Origin of the sequence: Neobacillus paridis, assembly GCF_016765675.1 — a bacterium.
Classification (GTDB): Bacteria; Bacillota; Bacilli; order Bacillales; family Cytobacillaceae; genus Neobacillus; species Neobacillus paridis.
This window is the reverse complement of sequence record NZ_JAESWB010000349.1, coordinates 1-701: the sequence shown is the minus strand read 5'-3', so window position 1 is coordinate 701 and position 701 is coordinate 1. Positions and strand designations below refer to the sequence as shown.

General features: G+C 45.6%; 2 rRNA genes. Both read right to left on the bottom strand.

The annotated features are described in order from the left end of the window. Positions 1-330: ribosomal RNA gene (locus JK635_RS20465) — 23S ribosomal RNA — on the bottom strand; the annotation flags it as partial. Between the two features lie 255 nt (positions 331-585). Beyond that, a 16S ribosomal RNA gene (locus JK635_RS20460) occupies positions 586-701 on the bottom strand; the annotation flags it as partial.

Sequence of the window (701 nt, the reverse complement as noted above, 5' to 3'; positions counted from 1 at the left end):
TTCTCTTGCGGACCTTTCCAGATCGCTTCGTCTACTCCGTTCCTTTGTAACTCCATGTTGAGTGTCCTACAACCCCGAAAGGCAAGCCTTTCGGTTTGGGCTGTTCCCGTTTCGCTCGCCGCTACTTGGGGAATCGCGTTTGCTTTCTCTTCCTCCGGGTACTTAGATGTTTCAGTTCCCCGGGTCTGCCTTCCTTACCCTATGAATTCAGGTAAGGATCCTANCCTAAAAGGTTTAAAACCATAAATGAGCGATTACTCGGTTCTTACTTGGTTACTTCTTCTATTACGATTATCTAGTTTTCAAGGAACAAGGCTACTGATTTTCATCACGAAGTGATGGATCATATAGCTTTATGAGAGATTATTCTCTCAAAACTAAACAAGGCGACTTCCACGAATCAACTTCATGAATGACCTTCTTAGTTTTGCTTCAAGCTGCCTTGCGACGAGCTGAGAAGTTACTCCCTCGAACTACTACGGCGCAGGAGCAAACTTAACGAGAGGATTATTCCCTCAAAACTAAACAAACAAAATACGTACAACAAACTCTTTATTTGTTCGCAAGAACAAAATTTATCCTTAGAAAGGAGGTGATCCAGCCGCACCTTCCGATACGGCTACCTTGTTACGACTTCACCCCAATCATCTGTCCCACCTTAGGCGGCTGGCCCCTTGCGGTTACCCCACCGACTTCGGGTG